Below are 22,553 nucleotides of genomic sequence, written 5' to 3'. Positions count from 1 at the left end.
TAAATTTCGATTTACAAAATACAAAGTACGATATACTTTTTACTTCGTATATCGTACTTTGTATAGCTTATATTTTTTTAACCCCTTCATCGTTCACTCTTGATACATGCATGTCAAAAGGAATTCCAGTATCTAAATAGTTACTACTCATGGCAAAAGCTACTTTCTCGGCAATCGCTTGCCCTTTGCATAAAGCAAAAATAGATGGTCCAGCTCCAGAAATTCCTGCACCCAAAGCACCAGCATTAAGTGCACTATTTTTCACTTCATCAAAGTTAGGAATTAATTTTTTACGTAATGGTTCGATAATTACATCTTGCAAAGAACGACCGATTAGTTCATAGTCTTTGGAATACAAACCTGCTATTAAACCGCCTAGATTTCCCCATTGAGTAATGGCATCTTTCAATGCAATTATTGGCGAAAGTATGGCTCGGGAGTCAGAGGTTTTCACTTCTATGTGAGGATGTAAAACTACAGCGTAAATTTCGCTTGGACTTTCAATTTTAATTACATCTAAAGGATTGTAACCACGAACAAGAGTAAATCCTCCCAAAATACAAGGCGCTACATTATCGGCATGTTCTGAACCACTGGCAATGGCTTCACCTTTCATGGCAAAATCAACCAACTCGTGACGAGTAAATGGTTTTCCTAAAAGTTCATTGATGCCAAAAACAGCACCAGCAGCACTGGCTGACGAACTTCCTATTCCGCTACCAGCTTTTATCTTTTTATGGATTTCGATTTCAAAACCACAGTCGGGTTTAGCAGCATTAAAAATTGCTAAAGCTGCAACACCAGCAACGTTTTTATCGGTTTCCAATGGCAAATCGGCACCTGTTATTTTGGTTATTCTGATGCCTTTGTCTGCTACTTTTCGAATTATCATTTCGTCACCAATACCTTCGAGACATAAACCCATAACGTCAAATCCGCAATTGAGATTGGCGATAGTAGCAGGGCAGAATATTTTGATTTCAGTCATTTTTTAGGTTTAAAGGTTTAAAAGTTTAAGCGTTTAAGGTTGTTAAACCATTTTAAACGATATTAAACTTTTCAAACAATAAATTATACATTTCCAATTCTAATTACATCTGCAAAAATACCCGATGCGGTAACAGCAGCACCAGCACCAGCACCTTTTATTAATAAAGGTTGGTCTACATATCTATCGGTATAAAACTGTACAATATTATCTTTTCCTTCTAGATTGTAAAACGGACTATCCGATGGTATGAACTGCAAACCAACACTTGCTTTTCCGTTTTCAAAAGACGCGACAAATTTCAATCGGCTGTTTTTGGCTTTAGCTTCAGCTAATAAATTATCAAAGTGAGCAGCGTGTTTGATTAATGATTTGAAGAAATCATCATTATTGGTAGTTTCCATACATTCTTTTGGTAAGAATGAATTGTTGACAATGTCTTCCATTTCCATTTTGTAGCCACTTTCGCGAATTAGGATTAGTATCTTTCTGGCTACATCCACACCACTTAAATCTATCTTTGGGTCAGGTTCAGTAAATCCTTGAATACCTGCTTCTTTTACCACATCATGGAAGTTATATGTTTCGCTAAAATTATTAAAGATAAAGTTCAAACTTCCTGATAATACGGCATTAATTCTATTCACTTTATCACCTGAAGCAATCAAGTGTTTTAACGTATCGATGATAGGCAAACCTGCGCCAACATTGGTTTCAAATAGGAAAGGAGCGTTGTATTTACGGGATAAATTTTTAAGGTTTTTATAATTGTCATATTCCGACGAACAAGCGATTTTGTTACAAGTCACTACGGCAATACTCTCTTTTAGAAACTTATCGTAAATGTTGGCAATATCATAGTTAGCAGTAATGTCAACAAAAATACTGTTGCGTAGATTTAGGTCTTTTGCTCTAGCAATAAAATTATCCACATTCGCTGTTTCGCCTTGGTCAACAGTAGTTTTCCAGTCTTTTAAATAAATTCCTTCTTCGTCAAAAACCATCTTACGAGAGTTGGACAATGCTATGACACGAAGGTTAATTTTAAGGTTTTCTTTTAGGAACTTTTTCTGTTGACTGATTTGGTCAATGAATTTTTCGCCCACATTTCCAATACCCATTACAAATAGGTTTAACTGTTTGGTGTTGTCTTCAAAGAAACGTTCGTGTAGCGTGTTTAGTGCTTTTTTGACGTCTTTTTCATTAACAACGACAGATATATTTCTTTCGGAAGCACCTTGTGCAATGGCGCGAATGTTAACATTGTTTTTTCCTAAAGTGCTAAACATTTTTCCGCTAATGCCTTGGTGATTTTTCATGCTTTCACCTACAAGGGCAACGATACATAAATCTTTCTCAACAATGCATTCATCGATTTTATTTTGAGCTATTTCTAATTCAAACGCTTTGTCTATGGCTGTTTTGGCTTTATCAGCATCGGCATTTAAAATACCAATACAAATGGAATGTTCCGATGATGCTTGAGTGATGAAAATGACATTGATAGATTCGTTAGACAACACTTCAAATAACCGTTTGGAAGAACCCGCAACACCTATCATTCCTGATCCTTCAAGTGTAAGCAAAGCAATATTGTCGATATGTGAAATTCCTTTGATAGGATTATTGGTCGCTGCAGGATGGTTAGAAATTAGCGTTCCATAAACTTCTGGTTCGAAAGTATTTTTGATGAAAATAGGAATGCTATCGTTCAATACTGGTTGGATTGTTGGCGGATATAATACTTTGGCACCAAAATGAGACAATTCCATTGCTTCCTGATAGGAAATGGTTTCTATAGGTTGGGCTTGTTTTACAATTTTTGGATTGGAGGTGAACATTCCGTTGACATCGGTCCAAATTTCTAATACTTCAGCTTTTACTGCTGCTGCAATAATGGCTGCAGTATAATCAGAACCACCGCGACCAAGTGTTGTAGTATTTCCATCAACCGAAGAGGCAATAAATCCGGGAAAAAGTACTACTTGGAAATCATTGTTTTTAAAGTAATCGGAAATCAAGGTATTGGTGATGTCAAAATCCACATTGGCTTTTCCAAAGTTGGAGTTGGTTTTAATAACTTCACGACTGTCTTTAAAAGAGGAATTGCTTACTTTTTGTTTGAGGGCAACGGCAATAATTTGAGAAGATAACAATTCTCCAAATCCTGCGACGATATCAGCAGTTCTATTGGATAATTCACCTAAAAGATAACAACCATCTAATAAAGTTTTTAAGAGATTTATTTCGTGGTTAATCGTGTTAATAATATCACTTTGTTCGCTCAATGGGATTAATTCATCAATAGCGTCTTTGTGTTTTTTTTCAATTTGACTAACGATATCTTTATAACTTTTATCTTTTACCGATGCCGTTTTTCCTGCTAATATCAGCAAATCAGTTACGCCACTAAAGGCAGAAACGACAACAGCTAGTTTTTTTTCTTTACTTTTATTGTAAACAATATCGATTGTTTTTGAAATATTTTGGGCATTGGCTACAGAAGTTCCGCCAAATTTTAATACTATCATTATTCTATTTTTTAGGAAAATATAAAGTCATTATTTTTTTTCTCTCGTCATGGAAAGAATCTGTAATTGGATTATATGATATGATTATACCCCAAAAGGGGTTGTAGTTGTTGTGGTAGCAACAGTAGTTGCAACTAAGGTTTTAGTTGTTGATGCTAGAGAGAATATGTCTTTTGTACGCCACATGATTTTCAAAAATACTACTTTTTGTGGATTAAAAAAGAGTTGCTGCTATTTTTATGAATATCGCAGTATTATTAAAATGAGTAAATAAATGTTAATATTTTAATTATGTTATGGTTTTTTTATTATCAAATTCTCAATAAATAGTAGTTACAAAACTTGTGTATTAACTATTGTTTATGGAATTTTGAAAACAATTTATTAATTACCAATGGAACATTCGCATTATATTACCACTGAAGTATTGAGCTTAGAGACTCTACAAGAAATTATTTCTCACAATAAAACCCTTTTTCTATCAGAAGAAGTCAAAATAAATATCGAAAAGTGCCGAGACTATTTAGATACTAAAATGGCATCGAACGATAAACCAATTTATGGTATAAACACGGGATTTGGTTCGTTATGTAATGTGAAAATATCCAATGAAAATTTATCACGATTACAAGAAAATTTGGTGAAATCACATGCTTGTGGCACTGGAGATGAAGTGCCTGCTGCAATTGTAAAATTAATGTTGTTGTTAAAAATACAATCGTTAAGTTATGGACATTCTGGTGTGCAATTACAAACGGTGGAACGTTTGATTGATTTTTATAATAATGATATTCTTCCTGTAATTTATACTCAAGGTTCACTAGGCGCGAGTGGCGATTTGGCGCCGTTAGCCCATTTATCATTACCATTATTAGGCGAAGGCGAAGTGTATTTTGAAGGTAAAAAAGTTCAGTCTTCAGCAATTTTAGAACACTTCAATTGGCAACCTATTGTCTTGCAATCCAAAGAAGGATTGGCGTTGTTGAACGGAACACAATTTATGAGTGCCTATGGCTGTTACATCGTGTTGAAAGCTATGAAATATTCTTATTTAGCCGATTTGATTTCGGCTATTTCTTTAGAAGGTTTTGATGGTCGAATAGAACCATTTAATGAATTAATTCATAACATTCGACCACATAAAGGTCAGATTCTAACGGCTAAACGAATGAATGAACTATTGGAAGGAAGCCAAATAATTACGCAAGAAAAACAACATGTTCAAGATCCATATTCTTTTCGTTGCATTCCGCAAGTGCATGGCGCTTCGAAAGATGCGATAGAATATGCCAAGAAAGTTTTTAAAACCGAAATCAATTCGGTTACTGATAATCCTAATGTTTTTATTGGTGAAGATGTAATTATTTCTGGTGGTAATTTTCATGGACAACCATTAGCATTAGCTCTAGATTTCCTAGCGATTGCTTTATCAGAATTAGGAAGTATTTCTGAAAGAAGAACCTATCAATTGATATCGGGTTTGAGAGGTTTGCCCGCTTTTTTAATTGACAATCCAGGATTGAATTCTGGTTTTATGATTCCTCAATATACGGCGGCAAGTATTGCCAGTCAGAACAAACAATTGGCTACTCCAGCAAGTGTTGACAGTATTGTATCGAGTAATGGACAAGAAGATCACGTATCGATGGGAGCAAACGCTGCAACGAAGTGTTTGAAAATTATGGAAAACTTGGAGCGCATTCTAGCTATCGAATTGATGAATGCTTCACAAGCTATTGAATTTAGAAGACCATTACAATCGAGTGAATTTATAGAACTATTTTTGAAATCGTATAGAGAAGATGTGCCATTGGTGCATGAAGATAGAATTCTGCATTATGATATTGAGAATTCTGTGGCGTTTTTGAATAGTTTTTTGATTGAGTTGGAGGATTAGATAGCTAATTTTGCCACTTGATTAAATGAAAAAGAAGAGATTTCAGTTTGATTTTTGGCATGTTCAATAGTTAATGAAACAACCTTACCGTCAGTATCTAATTCGATTATAGTATTTTCATTAATATCCTTATTTTCAACAATTTTATTATCATTGAAATAAACTAACAAGGTATCTGTGTCCTCAAAAAAAGTAATTTTCATAGTTTTAAATTTTAAAATTTCTATCGAAAAATGCGTTGTGAATGGTTATTTTATCTTCTAAAATAATAATTCTTAAATATTTTTGCACTTCCTCTATATAAGCCCAACGTTTTATTCTGCCATCTGTTTGAATTTCTTCAAAAATAGGATTGTTAAAAACATATTCAATCCATTTTAATTCAATATCTTTTCTATCTTCTCTTTCACGAGTAGCCAAAAAAATATTGAGTGTATTTCATTTTATAGGTTTAAAAGCTTCAATTCAAAATTAGTCAATTTTATTTGTAAATTCAAAACTATATTGTTTTGATTGAGTTGTGTGAGTAAAATTTTTTAAAAACAAAAGCATCTTTATATTTTAGATAAAAATTCATCCCATTTTTTGAATGGAATTTCATAAGAAGTTTGGTAGCTTTTATCAAAAAAAAGTATTTTATTTTTGAAGGATATATTATCTACATTATATGTTTGAAGCTCTTGGTTATTTTTATAGAAAGTTACTGTATAGTTCGTTTTATAACAACAACAATATCCTCCGTTTTTGACATTGTCAAAAAGTGAATTAAATTCAAATATTTCATTCCTATCTTTAATTGTATTTTGCCAAACCATATTTGATAAATTTTCTAAAACAGCAGGTTTGTCCAGTTTGTAATGTTTAATGATTATTTTATCAGTATAACTTCTTGTTTTCTTGAAATTATCGGTTTTTTTAAATTCATTGATTACTACTTGTTTCTTATTAGATATAATGTCTTTTTTCTCAATATCGTTCGAAAAATTAATTAAACTCAACAATCCCAATATTGCAGGAACACTTTGTACAAAAAATATTCTTTTAGAAACTGTAATTGTGCCATAAATCCCAGCAACTAAAACACAGGATAAAAAGAAGATAGCCACGTTTTTACTCCATGTAAGATCTGTTATAAATAAAGACCAAAGCAATCCCACAGCTAGAAATCCGTTATACAATCCTTGATTGGCAGCCATGACTTTTGTCTTTTCAAACATATCTGTGGGAATAGTTTTAAAAACTTTACGTCCGCGAGTAGTCCAAGCAAACATTTCGAGCCAAAATATATAAATATGTATAACGGCAATAAACCCTATTATAATTTGAGAAAAAACATTCATTATTTATTGTTTTCGTTAATAATTTTTTCAATTCTCTTGTCGGGAATAATCCATAACAAAGCAATTGCCAAATAGATAAATCCAGAAATCCAAGGATAATAAAATGAAAAGGCAATCCCAATTATATACCCAATTACAGACAGTTTTCCTTTAACATCTTTTTGAACGGCTTTATACAACAGGTGATTTTTTCCATGTTTAACAATTATTTGATGTTGTAAAATAGCATAACTAATGCCACAACAACATAGATTTATCCCGTAAAGAAACATGGAAATACTGTCGAAATTAAATTTTCCTACTGCCAATGTACAAAATGGAATGAGTGAAAGCCAAAACAATAAATTTAAATTTGCCCACAAAATTTTTCCGTTTACATGTGTAACTGTATGAATTAAATGGTGATGGTTGTTCCAATAAATACCAATGTATAAAAAGCTTAAAACATAACTTTCAAATACTGGAAAAAGCGACCATAATGTTTCGCTATTAAGTTCGTTAGGCATTTGTAAGCCCAAAACCATTATTGTAATAATAATAGCTAAAACACCATCACTAAATGCTTCTAACCGATTTTTATTCATCTTGTTTTAATTTGAAATTCTTTTCAATGGCTTTAATCATTTCACCAGCAATGTCTTTATTGGTTGCACCTTCAATTCCTTCTAATCCCGGAGATGAATTAACTTCTAGTAAAAGCGGTCCTTTTGATGAGCGAATTATATCAACTCCAGCCACTTTTAAATCCATTGCTTTTGCCGCTTTAATGGCAATTCGTTTTTCATCGGCAGTAGGTTTAATAACAGATGCTGTTCCGCCCATGTGAATATTGGCTCTAAATTCACCTGCCGCGGCTTCACGTTGAATGGCAGCGACTACTTTTCCATCAACTACAAAAAGGCGTAAATCTTTTCCATTGGCTTCCTTTATAAATTCTTGCACCAAAATATTAGCATTCAAACTTTTAAAGGCGTTGATTACTGATTCGGCTGCTTTTTTTGTTTCAGCTAAAACAACTCCTTTTCCTTGAGTGCCTTCTAAAAGTTTTACAATCAAGGGCGAACCACCAACCATTTTTATCAAATCATCTGTATCCAATGGCGAATTGGCAAATCCTGTGGTAGGAATATCAACACCATGATGCAAAAGTAATTGTAACGAAAAAAGTTTGTCACGCGATTGCGTAATAGCTGCGGCAGAGTTCAAACAATAGACTTTCATCGCTTCAAATTGTCGTGTTAACGCACAACCATAAAACGTAATACTTGGACGAATTCTAGGGATAATTGCATCAAAATTATCTAGAATTTTTCCGCCGCGATAATGAATTTCGGGTTTGTCAGCGTCGAGCTTCATGTAACATTCTTTGATGTTCAAAAAATGCATTTCGTGTCCGCGCATTTCTCCAGCTTCCATGATACGCTTATTACTGTATAATTCAGGATTACTAGCTAAAAGACCAATGCGAAGTCCAGATTTGTTTACTATTGCATTAATGTATAAACTCTTTAAACTTTCGCTTGTGGTTTGTCCTAGTAGGTATTTTTGTTCTGGGTCTACTAAAATTCTGCCACTCATGGCTTCACGACCTAAAAGCATTCTAAATCCCATTGAGTCTCGATTGGTTAATGTCATTTCAATTTCCCAACTTTCAATTCCAATTTTTAAAGTGGTTTGAATAACATAGCGTTGTTCACGAAATCCACTTGAGCTTTTGACAATGCGTTTGTCAATTAATCGTGCTTGACAATGAATTACTGTTTTCAAATTATTTTGAATGGGATTGATATCAAATTTCACCCAGTTTTCATCATCTTTGATAAAAGGTGCAATGTTGATTGCATGCAGTGCTGATGTTTTTGCACCTGAGTCTACTCTTGCTTTTATAGCGGGAATTCCGAGTTCAGGAAAAGAACACCATTCTTCTGAACCTAATATGATTTTGTTTTGTGGCATTTTTAAAAAAATTAAACCATTAAGAACTTAAGTTTCATTAAGTAATAATACTTAATTTTTCTTAATCTCTTAATGGTTTTAAATTAATTGGTAAACTATTTTACTTTGTAGGCTTTTCTGCTTTTTGAATTTTTACCGTCAACTCTTGCGCGGTTTCGTCCAAATCCATAAATATTTCGTCACCCGATGCAATTTTAGAAGTAATAATTTCTTCTGCTAGTGCATCTTCTACATATTTTTGAATAGCTCTTTTCAATGGTCGAGCGCCAAATTGTTTATCAAAACCTTTGTCTGCAATAAATGCTTTGGCAGTGTCAGATAGATTAAGTTTATATCCCAACTCTTCTATTCGGCCATAAAGTTTTTTCAACTCGATTTCAATGATTAAATCGATATCGTGTTTTTCTAATGGATTGAAAACAATTACGTCGTCAATTCTGTTCAAGAATTCTGGTGCAAATGTTTTCTTCAAAGCATTTTCGACTACACTTTTTGAGTGATCATCGGCTTGTGCTACTTTTGCCGCCGTTCCAAAACCAACGCCTTGTCCAAAATCTTTTAATTGACGTGCACCAACATTGGAAGTCATGATGATAATAGTGTTTTTGAAATCTATTTTTCTTCCTAAACTATCGGTTAAATAACCATCATCTAAAACTTGAAGCATCATGTTGAAAACATCGGGATGCGCTTTTTCAATTTCATCTAAAAGTACAACACAGTAAGGTTTTCTTCTTACTTTTTCGGTCAGTTGTCCACCTTCTTCATAACCCACATAACCTGGAGGTGCACCAATTAGTCTTGAAATTGCAAATTTCTCCATGTATTCACTCATGTCAATTCTGATTAAAGCATCTTCGGAGTCAAATAATTCTTTTGCCAAAACTTTTGCCAATTGCGTTTTTCCAACTCCTGTTTGACCTAAGAAAATAAAGGAACCAATAGGTCGATTTGGATCTTTTAGCCCAGCACGATTACGCTGAATAGAACGAGAAATTTTTAAAACCGCTTCGTTCTGTCCGATAACTTTACCTTTTATAAGTTCAGGTAGATGTGCTAATTTGTTGCTTTCGGTTTGCGCAATTCTGTTTACAGGAATTCCTGTCATCATGGAGACAACGTCAGCCACATTATCTTCGGTAACTTTTATTCGATTACTTTTAGAGTCTTCTTCCCACTGTTCTTGAGCGATAGCTAGGTCTTTTTCTAATCGTTTTTCATCATCGCGTAACTTTGCTGCTTCTTCATATTTCTGTTTTTTGACTACAGAATTTTTAAGTTCTCTAACCTCTTCCAATTGACGTTCTAAATCTAAAATTTGCTTCGGTACATCAATATTGGTAATATGAACCCTTGAACCTGCTTCGTCCATAGCATCAATAGCTTTATCAGGAAGAAATCGTTCCGACATGTATCTGTTGGTCAGTTTAACACAAGCTTCAATGGCTTCGTCAGTATAAATTACGTTATGGTGATCTTCGTATTTATTTTTAACATTATTTAGAATAGTAATAGTTTCCTCAACCGATGTTGGCTCTACAATTACTTTTTGAAAACGTCTTTCCAATGCACCGTCTTTTTCAATATACTGTCTATATTCATCAAGCGTTGTTGCACCAATACATTGTATTTCACCTCTTGCTAAAGCAGGTTTAAACATATTTGAGGCATCAAGCGAACCCGTTGCACCACCAGCACCAACTATAGTGTGAATTTCGTCAATGAAAAGAATAATGTCATCATTTTTCTCCAACTCATTCATTACTGCTTTCATTCGTTCTTCAAACTGTCCACGATATTTTGTTCCGGCAACGAGAGAAGCTAAATCCAATGTAACTACTCTTTTATTAAATAGAATTCGCGACACTTTCTTTTGAATAATTCGCAAAGCTAGACCTTCGGCAATGGCAGATTTTCCAACTCCAGGTTCACCAATTAATAATGGATTATTTTTCTTTCTACGACTTAAAATTTGAGAAACACGTTCTATTTCTTTTTCACGACCTACAACAGGATCTAGTTTTCCCTCTTCGGCCATTTCTGTTAAATCGCGACCAAAATTATCCAAAACAGGAGTTTTCGACTTTTTATTGGTTTTATTCGCAGGATTGTTAAAACTTCCTTCTTTTAAACTGTCATCTTGACCTGAGTCGTCATTATACGATTCATTTCGAGGCAGATTGTCTGTAAAATCTTCTTCGCTGGGTGTCATATTTATATATTGTTCTTTAACTACGTTATAGTCTATTTTTAGACGATGCAGTAGTTTGGTTGTTGGATCATTTTCATTTCTTAAGATACATAATAGCAGGTGCGCGGTACTTATAGAATTCGCTTGAAATACTTTTGCCTCTAAAAAAGTGGTTTTTAAAGCACGCTCTGCTTGACGAGTTAAATGTAAATTTTTCTTTTCATTGCTAATTTCGACATTTGGATTTGCCGGACTTAAAATCTCTACTTTTTTTCTTAAATGATCTAAGTCAACAGATAAATTGTTTAAAATAGCAATTGCTTTACCATTTCCATCTCTCAATATGCCAAGCATAAGATGTTCTGTACCAATAAAATCGTGTCCTAAACGCAAGGCCTCTTCTTTACTGTATGTAATTACATCTTTAACTCTCGGTGAAAAATTATCATCCATATAAATAATATTGGTAATGTAAATTTAATTATAATCCATAAAATTAGCAAAAATCATTCCGTCTCAAAGTACTGTCAGCTAATAGACAAAAAAAAGTCAATAATATTGTCATTGATGCAACATATTTATTAACCAAATAACAACCCTGATTTGTTAATAAATCGTTTAAATTTGCAATTAAAAAACAAATATAATTTTTCTAAATAGTCTATATTAGCACGTTTTGAACTTTAACTAATTTTTATAAATAATTTATACCACTATGGCTGACGGAGAAAAGTTAATTCCGATAAATATTGAAGATGAAATGAAATCAGCTTACATCGATTATTCGATGTCTGTAATTGTCTCAAGAGCATTACCTGATGTGCGTGATGGTTTAAAACCAGTGCACCGAAGAGTATTGTATGGAATGTATGATTTAGGCGTTTTTTCAAATAGAGCTCATAAAAAATCCGCGAGAATTGTTGGAGAAGTTTTAGGTAAATATCACCCGCATGGTGATACATCAGTGTACGATGCTATGGTTCGTATGGCTCAAGAATGGAGTTTGCGCTATTTGTTAATTGACGGTCAAGGTAATTTTGGTTCAGTTGATGGCGATAGTCCAGCTGCAATGCGTTATACAGAAGCTAGAATGAAAAAAATGTCAGAAGACATTATGGCAGATATTGACAAGGAAACTGTTGATTTTCAATTGAATTTTGACGACACTTTGTATGAGCCTAAGGTAATGCCAACAAGAGTTCCTAATTTGTTGATAAATGGCGCATCGGGAATTGCGGTTGGAATGGCGACAAACATGGCACCTCATAACTTAACAGAAGTTATAGACGGAACTTTGGCTTATATTGACAATAATGATATTGAAATTGATGAGTTAATCACACATATAAAAGCACCCGATTTTCCAACTGGAGGAATTATTTATGGAATGGAAGGCGTGCGTGAAGCATTTAAGACGGGTAGAGGACGAATTGTTATTCGTGCCAAAATTAGTTTTGAAGAGTCAAATGGAAAAGATGCTATCATAGTTTCAGAAATTCCATATCAGGTGAATAAGGCAGACATGATCAAGAAAACTGCCGATTTGATTAATGAAAAAAAGATAGAAGGAATATCAAATATCCGGGACGAGTCTGACAGAAACGGAATGCGTATCGTTTATGAATTAAAACGTGACGCGGTTCCAAATGTAGTTTTAAATACGCTTTATAAATTTACACAATTACAATCTTCTTTCAGTGTCAATAATATTGCGTTAGTCAATGGAAGACCGCAAATGTTAAACGTGAAAGATTTAATTCATTATTTTGTGGAACATCGCCATGATGTTGTTATTAGAAGAACACAATTTGAATTAAGAAAAGCAGAAGAAAGAGCTCATATTTTAGAGGGTTTAATCATTGCATCTGATAATATCGATGAAGTTATTGCCTTAATTCGTTCTTCAAAAGATGGAGATGAAGCAAGGTCAAAATTAATTGAACGTTTTACATTGTCTGAAATTCAAGCGAGAGCGATAGTTGAAATGCGTCTTCGTCAGCTAACTGGTCTTGAGCAAGATAAGTTGAGAGCTGAATATGAAGAAATAATGAAATTAATTCAGCACTTGAAAGATTTGTTGTCAAGCAAAGAATTAAGAATGCAGTTGATTAAAGAAGAATTGATTGAAATCAGAGATAAGTATGGAGACGAGCGTCGTTCTATAATTGAATACTCTGGTGGCGATGTTAGTATAGAAGATTTGATTGCCGATGAAAATGTAGTAATTACTATTTCGCATGCAGGTTATATTAAACGAACAAATCTTTCAGAATATAAAACACAAAATAGAGGAGGAGTTGGTCAAAAAAGTGCGGGAACAAGAGATCAAGATTTCTTAGAGCATTTATTTGTTGCCACTAATCACCAATATTTATTATTCTTTACCCAAAAAGGAAAATGTTTCTGGATGCGAGTTTATGAAATCCCAGAAGGAAGCAAAACTAGTAAAGGTCGCGCTATTCAAAACCTAATCAATATTGAAAGTGATGATAAAGTAAAAGCTTTCATTTGCACACAAGATTTGAAAGATGAAGAATACATTAATAGTCAATACGTCATCATGGCGACCAAACAAGGTCAAGTAAAGAAAACGCCATTGGAACAATATTCCCGTCCGCGTCAAAATGGTATCAACGCCATAACTATTAGAGAAGACGATGAATTGATGGAAGCTAAATTAACCAATGGTGAAAGTCAGGTGTTGATTGCTGTTAAATCTGGAAAATTAGTTCGTTTTGAAGAAGAGAAAACCCGTCCAATGGGAAGAACAGCCTCGGGAGTTCGTGGAATTACTCTTGCTGATGACAGAGACGAAGTAATTGGTATGGTTTCTGTAAACAAAGATGATATCAACGATACCCAACTTTTAGTAGTTACTGAAAACGGTTATGGTAAACGAACTAAACTAGTAGATGAAGATGGTGAAGATGTTTATCGTATTACAAACCGCGGTGGAAAAGGAGTGAAAACTTTGAACATTACTGAGAAAACAGGTGCTTTGATTTCAATTAATGCCGTGACAGATGAAGATGATTTAATGATTATAAATAAATCAGGATTGACAATCAGAATGGAAGTTTCAGATTTGAGAGTTATGGGAAGAGCTACTCAAGGTGTTCGATTAATTAATATTAAAGGAAGTGACTCTATTGCAGCTGTAACCAAAGTTATGAAAGAAGATGCTGTGGAAAGTGACGAAGTTGTAGGCGACGATTTAGCAGATTCTAGTGAGTTTGAAGCTTCTGACGATAATATTGAACCTAATGAATAATTTAAATATACAACCACATGAAAATTAAACACATTTTATTGACAACGGCAATACTAGTTTCTTTTTCTTCTTTTGCTCAAAAAGAGGAGCTGAAAGCATTGAAGAAAATCTATGCAAAAGACGCACCAAAACCAGCAGATGTTCAAGAATATCGGGCAAATCTAACTAAGCTAGAAGGTTTAGCTACTGAAGAAATTGACAAAGTTGCTTTAGTATATTACAAATCAGTGTTTCCAATAGTTGAGATTGCAGCATTGGGACAAACAGCTACACCAGCGCAAAAAGCCCAAATCATGACAACAAAAACAATTGTTGAAGTACAAAAGGGTTTGATTGAAACCTTAGAATATGAAAAGAAGACTGGAAAAAAAATATACACTGATGATATTAATGCTAAGATTACAATTCTCAAGCCCGAGTTAATTGGTGCAGCGGTTAGATTAGGTGAAGCAAAAAAATTTAATGAATCTTCGGATGTTCTTTATTCAATTTATTTATTGGACAAAAAAGATCAAGATAAATTATTATACGCTGCAAGTTATGCATTCACATCAATGGAGTATGACAAAGCACTTCAGTACTACACCGAGTTGAAAAATTCGAATTACACTGGAGAGACTACTTTATTTTGGGCTACAAATAAAGCATCAAAATCAGAGGAAACTTTTCCAACCAAAGTGCAACGTGATTTGTTTGTTAAATCAGGAACCCACGAAAAACCAAGAGATGAAAAATTGCCTTCTCAACGTGGAGAAATTTATAAGAACATTGCGCTAATATTAATTGACAAAGGAAGAATTGAGGAAGCAAAAACTGCTGTTATTGATGCTAAAAAAGCAAATCCTGACGACAAATCACTTCTCATGACAGAAGCTAATTTGTATTTAAAATTAAATGATATGGAAACGTATTCGCGTTTAGTTGGTGAAGTATTGCAAAATGATCCAAACAATGCGGAGTTAGTTTTCAATCTAGGTGTTATTAGTTCTAATTCAAACAAATTAGAAGAGGCGGAGAAATATTACAAGAAAGCATTAGAAATTAATCCAAATTATTTTGATGCTAATTTGAATTTAGCTGAGCTAAAACTTAGAACAGATGAAAAATTTGTGACAGAGATGAACAAGCTTGGTACATCCGAAAAAGATAATAAACGTTATGAGGTTTTAAAATCAGAAAGAGATAAGAATTTTAAATCTATTTTGCCCTATTTAGAAAAAGCTGTGGATTTACAACCTGATAACGATTCTGCTAAAAAAACATTACTAAGCGTTTATGGTGCTTTGGAAATGACTGATAAAATTAAAGCTTTAAAAGCAAAACAATAAAACTCAAATTGCTAGTAACAAAAATCCCGAAATTTTAATTTCGGGATTTTTTTTGTTTTACAAATGAATAACTTCACCATAAGCATCGGCAACCGCTTCCATCACCGCTTCACTCATTGTGGGATGAGGATGAATTGCTTTTAATATTTCATGTCCGGTAGTTTCCAATTTTCTTGCTACAACAGCCTCGGCAATCATATCAGTCACACCTGCTCCAATCATGTGACAACCTAGCCATTCGCCATATTTTGCATCAAAAATAACTTTTACAAATCCGTCTTTGGTTCCAGCAGCACTTGCTTTTCCTGATGCGGAAAAAGGGAATTTGCCAATCTTTAATTCATATCCTTTTTCTCTAGCCTGTTTTTCAGTTAAACCTACAGATGCAATTTCAGGTGTTGCATAAGTACAACCGGGTACATTTCCATAATCAATTGGTTCTACATGCATTCCCGCAATTTTTTCTACACAATTAATGCCTTCTGCCGATGCAACATGCGCTAACGCTTGTCCTGGAGTTATATCACCAATGGCATAATAACCAGGAACATTAGTTTGGCAAAATCCATCAACTAGAATTTTGTCTTTATCAGTTTTGATACCAACTTCTTCTAGTCCTATATTTTCGATATTTGTTTTTATACCAACAGCTGAAAGTAAAATATCGGCCTCTAAAATCTCTTCACCTTTAGCTGTTTTTACAAACGCTTTTACACCTTTTCCTGTCGTATCAATTCGTTCTACTGATGATGAAGTCATAATTTTTACTCCCGCTTTTTTCATGGAACGTTCCATTTGTTTGGAGATATCTTCATCTTCAACAGGAACAATATTGGGCATAAATTCTACAATCGTAACATCAGTTCCCATTGTATTATAAAAATGTGCAAATTCAACACCAATGGCACCGGAACCTACAATAATCATCGATTTTGGTTGAGCAGGTAAAGTCATTGCTTGTCTGTAACCAATAACTTTTACACCATCTTGAGGAAGATTTGGTAACTCACGAGAACGTGCACCAGTAGCAATAATGATGTGATCTGCTGAATATTCGGTAACTTTTTTAGAAGAGTCAGTAACATCAACTTTTTTTCCTAGTTTTAATTTTCCAAAACCATCAATGACATCGATTTTATTTTTTTTCATTAGGAATTGAACTCCTTTACTCATACCGTCAGCCACATCTCTTGAGCGTTTTACAACGGCAGAAAAATCTTTATCAAAAGACGAAACCGTTAAGCCATAATCAGAGGCATGTTTTAAATAATCAAAAACTTGTGCCGATTTTAGTAATGCTTTTGTGGGAATACAACCCCAATTTAAACAAACACCTCCAAGGTTTTCTTTCTCGATTATGGCTACTTTAAAACCCAATTGTGAGCTTCGAATGGCAGCAACATAACCGCCTGGACCACTTCCTAAAACAATAATATCGTATTTCATTTTTATAGTCTGTATTATCAAAATTAATTTCAGTTTGTAAAATTAAATAATAATATTAAGAAATATCTAATTTCTTTAATTGATTGTACCTAACGTTTAAAAATATCTCTAAATTGATACAATAATCGTTCTATCAATCTCAAATCTTCCGTTACAATATCAGCTGTTCCGCTCATTTCTTGTTGGAAAACAATTTGTTTTTTATACGAAGTTTCTAAACTATTTGGCAATGAAACATTAATCAATAAATTACCCTCTTTGTCAGGAGTTAAGGAAATCGCTTGTATGACGCCTTTGATAATTCCAAATTCTCTATCAGGATAATTTGCCAATCGAATATTTACCGTTTGCCCAACTTTTATTTTACCCGAATTTTGTGCAGGAGCTTTTACTTTACCAATATAACCGCTTTGATTGGTTGGAATTATAGCAAACACATTATCTCCAGCATTTACTGTTTGATTTTCTGCCCAAAGTTGTAAAAAACTAACTTTTCCATCAATAGAAGAGCGTAAAAAAATAGTTCAATTCCCAATCTTTAATCGCTTTTTTAAGTTGGTAAAAAGATTGAATTACGTTACGTTCCAAGTTTACATTTTCTTTACTTTCGTTTATTTGAGTAGTTTTACTGTTTTTCTTAAGCTCGTTTAATGACGATTTTAAACTAGAAATAGTACTCAAAACTCCTTTGTAATTTTTTTGCGATTGTAAATATATTAATCGTTGTTTTTCAATTTCTTGGGTAGCAATAATTCCTTTTTTGTACAAAGTTTCGTATCGGTCCAAATCACTTTTCTGCAAAATTAATTCTTTGTCATTGATGCTTTTTTGAGCTTCCAACAAACTCAAACGCTCTTTCAATTGAATGGCTTCATAGCTTTGAGCATTGTCTTCTACTTGGTAAGGTTGCAGTTTTGAGTTCAACTCATCGGCTATACTTTCTTTTTGAAAGACAGCAAAATAGCTTTCAATCTCTCCCAATTGAGCCGATTTTAATTTATCAAACGGAAATTTATTTTTGTCAATATTTAGAGTGTCAATAATACTTTTCAACAAGAACACATCTTGATAGTTTGCAGAATTTTCGATAACCGCAAGCGGAGTGTTTTTAGCAACATTCATTCTATCTTTTACCAAAATCACTTCCAATTTTCCTGAACTTCTTGCTACTAATTTTTCGGGTGGAATATTGGTGGTAATTACGATTTGAGTTGTAATTATATCTGGATATTTTATAAACCATGAAATTAAAAGTAAGACAATTATGAAACTAAATAATATGGTATTACCCCATCTTAAAATAGTTTTTGGAGGGTCAGAAAGTACATCTCTAACTTCTTCACTATATATTTTTAAACCATCATTCAGTTCTTCCATCTTTAATTTCCTAATTCTAATTGATTTTTAACCAATTCATAGTATTTTCCTCGTAGTTTTGTTAATTCTTTATGATTTCCTTGTTCTACAATTTCTCCATTTTCAAGTACAATAATATTGTCTGCATTTTTAACAGTGCTTAATCTATGAGCAACAATTATTGCAGTTTTTCCAGTAATAAAACTGTTCAAATTCTCCATTATCACTTTTTCATTATTGGCATCTAATGCACTGGTGGCTTCATCAAAAAATAAGTAAAAAGGATCTTTATAAACTGCTCTTGCAATCATAATTCTTTGTTCTTGACCACCGCTTAATCTAATTCCAGATGTTCCTAACTCTGTATTATACTTGTTGGGTAGTTTTTGAATAAAATCATCCATATTGGCCACAAAAGCAGCTTTATTTAGTTTCTCTTTGTCAATCATTTCATTTTGTTCAGACTCTGATATATTATATAGGCTATAAATTAAAATGTAATAATAATATAATATAAAAAAGGTTGAAAAGCCGTTTAAAATCAACTAATTAGGACTAAAAAAGTCCTTTTTTTGTTTAAATTAAAATGTGCCAATAACTACCATTAACTGCAATTTAATTACTCTTTAATTGTCGTTTAAATTCCGTACAAGGTTATTTATTTGCCATTTCGGAGCGTTATTTACTAATAACTACCATTTACAAGGCTTTACAACAAAAAAACCGCTCATTTAGGCTTAATTTTTAAGCCTTTTTTTGTACCCTAAAAGCAACAAAACCAAAACATCGTTTTTTTAATTATTTAATATTCTAACTACACTATATTCTACTCTATATTCTACAATTATATGTTTTCACATAGATAGTAAAACACTATTTAAGTGTAAAAAATAGCTGTTTTTGTCAAAAAAATGCAAGTAACTACCCCCTATACATACATAGTTATTTATATATAAAAAACATTAAACACTTTAAAACCAGTTGTTTATATAATGAAATTATTTTTTGTAATAAAAAAAGTTGTATTATTCTAATCTTATTACACCCATAACTATTGCTATTGCATGAATTTCAGATTTATGTAAAGGAAAAGGTTTGTATTTTTCATTATCACTCACAATCATAACATGTTCATCATCTGGCCCTACATCAATTCGTTTTATTAACGCCCCTTGAACGGTATCTAACACATAAACTTTATTCCATTGAAAAAATACATCATTTAAAGATAAATTTTTACAAGCCACAATATCTCCACTATTATATTTTGGGTACATTGAAGAACCTTTAACTTGAATTAAATAATCTGCCCCTTTAAACGTTGGTACTATAAATTTTTCACAATCCAATTCTAATATAGAGGTTTCCCCTGTACCAAATCCCGCCATCGCTTCTATTGGGATTAATGGTATTCCGTAATTTTCTATTGCCCACTCCTCATTAGGGTGTTTTTCTTTTAGTTCTGGAATTTCAAAATCCTTACTCATTTTTCCTTCTCCTTTAATAATCCAGTCCAAACTTAAACCATAGAATTTTTTTACAGTACTCTGTATTGGCTTTATACCTACATTTGACCTTCCTTTTAATATTTCATTCATTAAAGAGTTGCTTATGCCTATTTTTTCAGCAAAATCAGAGGCGTTTTTTACTTGCTTTATATCTAAAAGATAGTTGTAAACCTCTATAAATCTTATAGTTATTTCTTTCATAATAAATAAATTTACAGAAAATTGTATTTTTTATTTGTAAATTACAGAATACTGTATATATTTGCTAAACAATTTGAAACAAGTTAAGCAATGGACAAAAGTAGCAAAAAGAAATCTTACAATCAGTATAACCCTGCTATTATTAAACAGTTAAAACAAAAATACGGGTTAAGCACACAGTTTATCGGTCAATCCTTACGAGGAGAGCGTACGAGTGATACCTCACTTAAAATTTGTGAAGACTACAAGCAAATGGAACGTGAAATTAATAAAGCAATTCAAAAAGTTTAAACTATGATCACAACTAAAATTATTCATCATCTAAACGAGGCACTTGACAGGATTGCCTACTCTGAAAAGGTTACTATGCTTTTTGGCTTTGTAATCAAAAGGTCAATTATTAACCGATTAAAGTCAATCTAATAATTATCCGATACAGGTTTGTCGCCTACAAGTGCAAGGTTCAAGTCCTTGGTCGGAACAAAAAATATAAAACATGCCTTTTATATACGAACATAACAAAGTAGCGGTAGAAACTTGGGAGCTAACTCCAAAATTTTGGAATTCAGAAAAGAACTTACTTCAAGAATTATGGAGATATAAAGATAAGCCATTTGGAATTAAGAGACTTGATGGGTGCTTTAAAAGTGGGAAAGGGTTAATTGACTTTGATACGCTAAAACCCGAAATACAAGAAGCCCTTGGCGACCCTCGAAAAGTAGAAAACCCGTTGGAGTTATTCTATAAAGAAGATGCAGATGCACGTAGATACTACAGCACTTTCAAAAGAAACGGTTTGGCTCTTAAACAAGATGAGCAAGAGCGTTATGTAATCAATGCAAGCGTTATGAATGCAGTTATAGAACTCGAGCAAAAGCGAATTAGTTTGAGAGGTAGTTCAAGAGGTGTAATTGATACTCTTATTTACGAGGTTGAGAGTTTTCAAAACTCACTAAAAATAAATTACGGCTACGAACATACGCTACCTGTTTCAAAACGATTTAAACAGTCATTAAAAGCGTATAAAGACAATAAATACTACTCGTTGATTAAAGACCCTAACGGAACGGGTAAACAAAATGCCCGAAAAGTAGATGACCGTGTAGAAATGATTTTAAATGCGTTGTTTAAAAATCAATCTCACAAACCAAGTCCTACCGAAATAGCTCGAAGCTATGAGGCGTTTTTAAGTGGATATGCTCAAGTGTACAACGAGGACACAGGAGAACTTTACAACCCTAAAGAATTTCCAAAACTATCGGAGGCAACCATTATCAATTACTTAAATGCTTGGAAAAACCGCATTGCTACTCATGCCTCACGTAGCGGAAACCGTCAGGCGTATATGGGACAATACAAACCACATCATCAAATGGAATTACCAAAATTAGCGGGTTCAATTATCTCAATCGATGACCGTCAACCTCCATTTATCTACAATGAAAAAGGCGACCGCCTTTGGTATTATATCGGAATGGATGTAGCGAGCCGCTGTTTTACCACGTTTGTATATGGTAAAACAAAAGAGGGCTTAATCGTAGATTTTTACCGCCAAATGGTACGCAACTATACCGATTGGGGTTTTTGTCTTCCGTTTGAGCTCGAGTGTGAAAGTTCGTTAAACAGTTCTTTTAGAGATTCCTTATTGAAACCTGGTGCAATGTTCCAAGAGGTGCGAATTGAAGCAAACAACGCTCGTGCAAAGTATATCGAGAGAGCATTTGGAGAGTTACGCTACGGACACGAAAAACAAGAGGCAGGTTGGATGGCAAGGCCTACAGCAAAAAGCGAAAAAAACCAAATAGGAGCTTTACAGGCAAAAGGTAAAAAAGAAATGGTAGTTCCTTACGACCAGTTGGTTAATATGACTTTATCAAACTTGGTAGATTGGAACAATAAACCACACCCGGAAAATCCCGAGGTTTCTGTTTGGGAATACTTCAAAGAAAATCAAAACCCAAATTTAAAACCTACCAACTGGGCCGCAATACTTCCTGTAATTGGTTATAAAACTAAAACCTCGTGCAAATTAGGATACATTACACTTCAAGGCGAGAAACGTGCCATAGCAGAAGCAAACGAAATATTACTTGGAGAGGCACTTATCGAAAAAATGAAAATTATCGAGGATAAGGAGGTAGATGTTTATTGGTTAGACGGCAACGACGGAACTGTTTTAAAAGCATTAGTGTACTATAAAGAACGCTTGATTTGTGAAATTATGCCAATGCCAAAATATAACAGAGCAAAAGCCGAAAGAGTGGACGGAATAGACGACAAAGCCTACCAGTTGCAAAGTGCATATGTAGCATCTGTAGAAGCATTTGCAAAACGCCAAAGAAACAACATCGATAACATTAATATTTTAGAAAATACACCAAAAAGACAAAGCAACGGCTTTACCATTCCAAACCTTAAAAGGTTTGAACTTAATGAGGAGCCTGTAGAAGTTTTTGAAGACGAAAACGACGACAATTTAGTATTAATAAACAACGCTCAACCAAAAGGATGGCGTTCCAATTTTAACCTTTAACCTGACA

The 22,553-nt window shown here is 33.5% G+C and carries 17 protein-coding genes and 1 pseudogene; 5 read left to right on the top strand and 13 right to left on the bottom strand.

The annotated features are described in order from the left end of the window. Positions 1-67: 67 nt before the first annotated feature. Together WFZ85_RS07620 and thrA are read right to left on the bottom strand one after the other, a co-directional pair. Positions 68-988 (bottom strand): homoserine kinase, encoded by a 921-nt coding sequence (locus WFZ85_RS07620; RefSeq protein ID WP_342695687.1) that lies wholly within the window; start codon positions 986-988, stop codon positions 68-70. 83 nt (positions 989-1,071) lie between these two features. After that, complete coding sequence (thrA, locus tag WFZ85_RS07615; protein ID WP_342695686.1) at positions 1,072-3,519, bottom strand: bifunctional aspartate kinase/homoserine dehydrogenase I; 2,448 nt, start codon at positions 3,517-3,519, stop codon at positions 1,072-1,074. 394 nt (positions 3,520-3,913) lie between these two features. On the opposite strand from thrA, the gene hutH reads away from it, so the two are divergent. Further along, positions 3,914-5,416 carry a histidine ammonia-lyase gene (gene hutH, locus WFZ85_RS07610; protein WP_342695685.1) on the top strand — a complete coding sequence of 501 codons (1,503 nt, stop codon included), beginning with the start codon at positions 3,914-3,916 and terminating at the stop codon, positions 5,414-5,416. Here hutH and WFZ85_RS07605 read toward each other — a convergent pair. From WFZ85_RS07605 to WFZ85_RS07580, 6 genes are all read right to left on the bottom strand, one after another. Further along, positions 5,413-5,619: a DUF2283 domain-containing protein gene (locus WFZ85_RS07605; RefSeq protein ID WP_342695684.1), complete on the bottom strand. Its 207-nt coding sequence runs from the start codon at positions 5,617-5,619 to the stop codon at positions 5,413-5,415. The two genes, hutH and WFZ85_RS07605, sit on opposite strands and share 4 nt — an antisense overlap. 4 nt (positions 5,620-5,623) lie before the next feature. Beyond that, positions 5,624-5,836 carry a hypothetical protein gene (locus WFZ85_RS07600; RefSeq protein WP_342695683.1) on the bottom strand — a complete coding sequence of 71 codons (213 nt, stop codon included), beginning with the start codon at positions 5,834-5,836 and terminating at the stop codon, positions 5,624-5,626. Between the two features lie 134 nt (positions 5,837-5,970). Beyond that, entirely contained in the window at positions 5,971-6,756 is a 786-nt protein-coding gene (locus tag WFZ85_RS07595; protein WP_342695682.1) for a DUF1304 domain-containing protein, read from the bottom strand. Next, positions 6,756-7,340, bottom strand: coding sequence for a TMEM175 family protein (locus WFZ85_RS07590; RefSeq protein ID WP_342695681.1), 585 nt, complete (start codon positions 7,338-7,340; stop codon positions 6,756-6,758). The genes WFZ85_RS07595 and WFZ85_RS07590 overlap by 1 nt, the downstream gene beginning before the upstream one ends. After that, the gene (rimK, locus tag WFZ85_RS07585) at positions 7,333-8,712 is read right to left on the bottom strand and encodes a 30S ribosomal protein S6--L-glutamate ligase (RefSeq protein WP_342695680.1); all 1,380 of its coding nucleotides are present in this window, start codon (positions 8,710-8,712) and stop codon (positions 7,333-7,335) included. The genes WFZ85_RS07590 and rimK overlap by 8 nt, the downstream gene beginning before the upstream one ends. A gap of 100 nt (positions 8,713-8,812) precedes the next feature. Next, a complete protein-coding gene (locus WFZ85_RS07580; RefSeq protein ID WP_342695679.1) occupies positions 8,813-11,356 on the bottom strand; it encodes an ATP-dependent Clp protease ATP-binding subunit in 2,544 nt (847 codons plus the stop codon). A gap of 262 nt (positions 11,357-11,618) precedes the next feature. On the opposite strand from WFZ85_RS07580, the gene gyrA reads away from it, so the two are divergent. Further along, positions 11,619-14,174, top strand: coding sequence for a DNA gyrase subunit A (gene gyrA, locus WFZ85_RS07575; protein ID WP_342695678.1), 2,556 nt, complete (start codon positions 11,619-11,621; stop codon positions 14,172-14,174). Positions 14,175-14,191: 17 nt separating this feature from the next. Continuing rightward, entirely contained in the window at positions 14,192-15,502 is a 1,311-nt protein-coding gene (locus WFZ85_RS07570) for a tetratricopeptide repeat protein (protein WP_342695677.1), read from the top strand. Between the two features lie 57 nt (positions 15,503-15,559). Here WFZ85_RS07570 and lpdA read toward each other — a convergent pair whose 3' ends face one another. The 5 genes and pseudogenes from lpdA to WFZ85_RS07545 all read right to left on the bottom strand — a co-directional run bounded on the left by lpdA (position 15,560) and on the right by WFZ85_RS07545 (position 20,013). Then, positions 15,560-16,948, bottom strand: a complete 1,389-nt coding sequence (gene lpdA, locus WFZ85_RS07565) for a dihydrolipoyl dehydrogenase (protein WP_342695676.1) — start codon at positions 16,946-16,948, stop codon at positions 15,560-15,562. Positions 16,949-17,037: 89 nt separating this feature from the next. After that, positions 17,038-17,451, bottom strand: a complete 414-nt coding sequence (locus WFZ85_RS07560) for an HlyD family secretion protein (RefSeq protein WP_342695695.1) — start codon at positions 17,449-17,451, stop codon at positions 17,038-17,040. After that, a complete protein-coding gene (locus WFZ85_RS07555; protein ID WP_342695675.1) occupies positions 17,447-18,325 on the bottom strand; it encodes an HlyD family secretion protein in 879 nt (292 codons plus the stop codon). The genes WFZ85_RS07560 and WFZ85_RS07555 overlap by 5 nt, the downstream gene beginning before the upstream one ends. A gap of 2 nt (positions 18,326-18,327) precedes the next feature. Beyond that, positions 18,328-18,780 (bottom strand): annotated as a pseudogene (locus tag WFZ85_RS07550) (ATP-binding cassette domain-containing protein); the annotation flags it as partial. A 549-nt stretch (positions 18,781-19,329) separates the two neighbouring features. Beyond that, positions 19,330-20,013 (bottom strand): LexA family transcriptional regulator, encoded by a 684-nt coding sequence (locus WFZ85_RS07545; protein WP_342695674.1) that lies wholly within the window; start codon positions 20,011-20,013, stop codon positions 19,330-19,332. A gap of 90 nt (positions 20,014-20,103) precedes the next feature. On the opposite strand from WFZ85_RS07545, the gene WFZ85_RS07540 reads away from it, so the two are divergent. Further along, entirely contained in the window at positions 20,104-20,304 is a 201-nt protein-coding gene (locus WFZ85_RS07540) for a hypothetical protein (RefSeq protein ID WP_342695673.1), read from the top strand. 205 nt (positions 20,305-20,509) lie between these two features. Next, the gene (locus tag WFZ85_RS07535) at positions 20,510-22,546 is read left to right on the top strand and encodes a hypothetical protein (RefSeq protein ID WP_342695672.1); all 2,037 of its coding nucleotides are present in this window, start codon (positions 20,510-20,512) and stop codon (positions 22,544-22,546) included. Positions 22,547-22,553 lie beyond the last annotated feature (7 nt).

This window comes from Flavobacterium aureirubrum (assembly GCF_038739835.1).
Lineage (GTDB): Bacteria > Bacteroidota > Bacteroidia > Flavobacteriales > Flavobacteriaceae > Flavobacterium > Flavobacterium aureirubrum.
Note: the sequence above shows the minus strand (reverse complement) of the source record. Positions and strands in the feature narration are given on the sequence as shown.

Coding starts and splice junctions, on each gene's coding strand:
- gyrA (WP_342695678.1), top strand. CDS start 11,619: ATGGCTGACGGAGAAAAGTTAATTCCGATAAATATTGAAGATGAAATG.
- WFZ85_RS07580 (WP_342695679.1), bottom strand. CDS start 11,356: ATGGATGATAATTTTTCACCGAGAGTTAAAGATGTAATTACATACAGT.
- WFZ85_RS07555 (WP_342695675.1), bottom strand. CDS start 18,325: ATGGAAGAACTGAATGATGGTTTAAAAATATATAGTGAAGAAGTTAGA.
- WFZ85_RS07535 (WP_342695672.1), top strand. CDS start 20,510: ATGCCTTTTATATACGAACATAACAAAGTAGCGGTAGAAACTTGGGAG.
- WFZ85_RS07540 (WP_342695673.1), top strand. CDS start 20,104: ATGGACAAAAGTAGCAAAAAGAAATCTTACAATCAGTATAACCCTGCT.
- WFZ85_RS07620 (WP_342695687.1), bottom strand. CDS start 988: ATGACTGAAATCAAAATATTCTGCCCTGCTACTATCGCCAATCTCAAT.
- WFZ85_RS07545 (WP_342695674.1), bottom strand. CDS start 20,013: ATGAAAGAAATAACTATAAGATTTATAGAGGTTTACAACTATCTTTTA.
- rimK (WP_342695680.1), bottom strand. CDS start 8,712: ATGCCACAAAACAAAATCATATTAGGTTCAGAAGAATGGTGTTCTTTT.
- WFZ85_RS07570 (WP_342695677.1), top strand. CDS start 14,192: ATGAAAATTAAACACATTTTATTGACAACGGCAATACTAGTTTCTTTT.
- WFZ85_RS07595 (WP_342695682.1), bottom strand. CDS start 6,756: ATGAATGTTTTTTCTCAAATTATAATAGGGTTTATTGCCGTTATACAT.
- lpdA (WP_342695676.1), bottom strand. CDS start 16,948: ATGAAATACGATATTATTGTTTTAGGAAGTGGTCCAGGCGGTTATGTT.
- WFZ85_RS07590 (WP_342695681.1), bottom strand. CDS start 7,340: ATGAATAAAAATCGGTTAGAAGCATTTAGTGATGGTGTTTTAGCTATT.
- thrA (WP_342695686.1), bottom strand. CDS start 3,519: ATGATAGTATTAAAATTTGGCGGAACTTCTGTAGCCAATGCCCAAAAT.
- WFZ85_RS07605 (WP_342695684.1), bottom strand. CDS start 5,619: ATGAAAATTACTTTTTTTGAGGACACAGATACCTTGTTAGTTTATTTC.
- hutH (WP_342695685.1), top strand. CDS start 3,914: ATGGAACATTCGCATTATATTACCACTGAAGTATTGAGCTTAGAGACT.